Here is a 3,103-nt window from a genome sequence, read left to right on the forward strand (position 1 = left end):
CCCCGGCACCGGCGCCTTCGTCGACCAGCAGTGCCGCCTGCGCCGCCCAGCAAGCGGCCATGCAGATGGCCGCCCAGTCCGTCGCGGCGGGCGAACCGCCGGTCGATCGCCTGATCGTCAAGCTGAAAGCCGCGACGGCCGCCCATGCGATGGCCGCGTCCAGCGACGCATCGCGCCTCGACGGCGTGATCCAGCGCGCGATGGCCCGATGGAGCACGCAGGCATCGTCGGGCGGCAATGCACGCGCGTACGCAAGCATGCCGTCGCAAGTAAATGTGCAAGTCGAGCGGACATTGTCGGGCGGCGCTTCGGTGCTGGCGATCGGGCAACAGCTCGCCGCAGCCGACGCGTCGGCGCTTGCGCAGGCATTCGCCGCCGACACCGATGTCGAATACGCGGAACCCGACCGCCGCATGGCCGTGCGCGACACGCCGAGCGACCCGGCATACAGCCAGCAGTGGTATTTCTCCGATCCGGCGACCGGCATCGATCTGCCCGCGGCATGGAGCAAGACCAAGGGTTCGCCGACCGTCGTCACCGCCGTACTCGACACCGGCTACCGGCCGCATCCCGATCTCGTCGGCAACCTCGTGCCCGGCTACAGCTTCATCTCCGACATCAACACGAGCAACAACGGCAAAACCCGCGGCCCCGACGCGACCGATCCGGGCGACTGGGTCACGCAACAGGAGATCGACACCGCCGGCGGCCCGTTCTATCACTGCGCGAGCGGAGCGAGCGACAGCAGCTGGCACGGCACGCGCGTCGCCGGCGTCATCGGCGCGACGGCCAACAACGGCATCGGCATCGCAGGCGTATCGTGGCTCGGCAAGATCCAGCCGGTGCGCGTGCTCGGCAAGTGCGGCGGCGTCACGAGCGACATCGTCGATGCAATGCGCTGGGCGGCCGGCATCGCGGTCAATGGCGCACCGGCGAATCCGACGCCCGCGAAAATCATCAACCTCAGTCTCGGCGGCTCGGGCGCGTGCAGCCAGACGTTCCAGCAGGCGATCGACGACGTGACCGCGAAGGGCGTGACGGTCGTGGTCGCCGCCGGCAACGAGGGCGTCGCGACCGCACTCGACCAGCCGGCCAACTGCAAGGGCGTGATCAGCGTCGGCGCGACCGATGACGCCGGCCGCCGCGCGACGTTCAGCAACTTCGGCGCCGATATCGCGTTGAGCGCACCGGGCGTCAACATCCTGTCGACCTCGAACAGCGGCACGACCGTGCCCGCCGCGGATGGTTACGGCCTCGCGGAAGGCACGAGCCTCGCCGCGCCGCAGGTCTCGGGCGTGGCGGCCCTGATGCTCGCGATGAATGGCAATCTCACGCCCGCGCAGATCCAGCAGAAGTTGCAAGGGGGGGCGCGCCCGTCGAAACTTGCCGCCGACACGTCGTGTACGGCGCTGCCCGCCGGCTCCGGCATCCTCGATGCGACCGCAGCCGTCGCGGCCGCGATGCAGTGACGCCCGGACGTCTCCCTGGACGCCGCCGTTTCGGCGCATGCCGCGGCGGCATCCGAAGCGCCGGCTCAGCGCGGACGCCGATGGAAACCCGGCAAGGCATCCGCCCGGCGCCCACGCCTGAAGCATGAGCACGACGGGCCGCGATGGCGGCCCGTCGTGTCATGAGACGTCGAACAGCTGCGCGCAAATCGCGCGCCCTTCGTCCGTCAGCGCGGCGCTGCCCCGGCCGTCCTCGGACAACGTCGTCGCGGTCAATCCGGCCGCATCGAGCTGCGTCAGCATGCGGCGCAATGTGCTCATCGGCAATTGCGAACGCTTGGCGATCTTGGGCAGCGACCAGATCTTGCCCGACGGGTCGTTTGCCGCTTCGTTCAGTGCGGAAAAAAGCGCAACCAGCGCGGGATCCAGGGTGTCTTCGTTCTGTTCGGAGTTCATCGATGGTTCAGGCCGCCATGCGGAAAGTCATGTCCGCGATGATAGCCGGTCGCGCCGGCGCCGCCGGACCATCGTGGCGCGCGCGACCCGCGATATTGCCGATGCCGCGACGGCGTCACCCGCGCGCGCACTCGCCGGCCAGCCGCCCCAGCGTCCTGACTGCCGCCTCGATCTGCCCCGACCATGGATAGCTGTAATTCAACCGGATGAAGTGGCGATAATCGCCGGTCGCCGAGAACATGTGCCCCGGCCCGACCGTAATCCGCTCCTCGAGCGCCATCCGGTACAGCCGCATCGCATCGACCTGCGGCGGCAGCTCGACCCACAGCACGTATCCGCCTTGCGGATGCGACACCCGCGTCCCCTCCGGAAAGAACCGCCGGACCATCACGATCATCAGATTCGCCTGCTGCGCATACCGCTTGCGAATCCGCCGCAGATGGAAGTCGTAGCCGTCATGCTGGAGGAACTCCGCAATCGCCTGCTGCTCGATCATCGGCGTCGCGAGCGTATTGAGAAACTTGAGTTTCTCGACCTGATCCCGGTACTTGCCCGGCATCGTCCAGCCGATCCGGTAACCGGGCGACAGGCTTTTCGAAAACGACGCGCAGTGGAGCACCAGCCCGTGCCGGTCGAACGATTTCAACGCGCTCGGCCGCATCTCCCCGTAGTACAGCTCGTGATAGACGTCGTTCTCGATCACCGGCACCTGATGCCGCGCGAGCAGTTCGACCAGCGCCTGCTTCCGCGCATCCGGCATCTGAAAGCCCAGCGGATTCTGGAAATTCGGCATCACCATGCACGCGGCGATCTTCTCGCGCTCGATGATCCGCTCCAACGCATCGAGATCGATCCCGTTGCTCGGGTGCGTCGCCACCTCGATCGCCCGCATCCCCATCCGCTCGATCGCATGCAGCATCGCATAGAACGTCGGCGACTCGACGGCGACCGTATCGCCCGGCCGCGCGACCGCCTGCAAGCACAGGTTGATCGCCTCGGTCGCGCCGATCGTCACGACGATCTCCTCGGGCTCGACCGCGATCCCGCTTTCCAGATACCGGCGGGCGATCTGCCGGATCAGTTCCTGATTTCCGGGGGGCAGATCGTCGATCACGCCCCAGCGCGTCCGCCGCCGTGTAATCGCCTGCGCATGGCGCGCCAGCCGCTGCACCGGAAACTGCGCGGCGTCCGGATACGGC

At 67.8% G+C, this 3,103-nt stretch carries 3 protein-coding genes; 1 reads left to right on the forward strand and 2 read right to left on the reverse strand.

All coding sequences use genetic code 11. The features are described from left to right. Nucleotides 1–1,469: S8 family peptidase (locus KH616_RS23435; protein WP_292252367.1), on the forward strand; the 1,469-nt coding region annotated here is incomplete at its 5' end. A 159-nt stretch (nucleotides 1,470–1,628) separates the two neighbouring features. On the opposite strand, the gene KH616_RS23440 is transcribed toward KH616_RS23435, so the two are convergent. Further along, nucleotides 1,629–1,904: a transcriptional regulator gene (locus KH616_RS23440; RefSeq protein ID WP_292252368.1), complete on the reverse strand. Its 276-nt coding sequence runs from the start codon at nucleotides 1,902–1,904 to the stop codon at nucleotides 1,629–1,631. Between the two features lie 115 nt (nucleotides 1,905–2,019). After that, nucleotides 2,020–3,103 (reverse strand): PLP-dependent aminotransferase family protein (locus tag KH616_RS23445; protein WP_292252369.1); only part of this gene is annotated, 1,084 nt, incomplete at its 5' end.

It is taken from the genome of Burkholderia sp. (assembly GCF_018375725.1).
GTDB lineage: Bacteria > Pseudomonadota > Gammaproteobacteria > Burkholderiales > Burkholderiaceae > Burkholderia.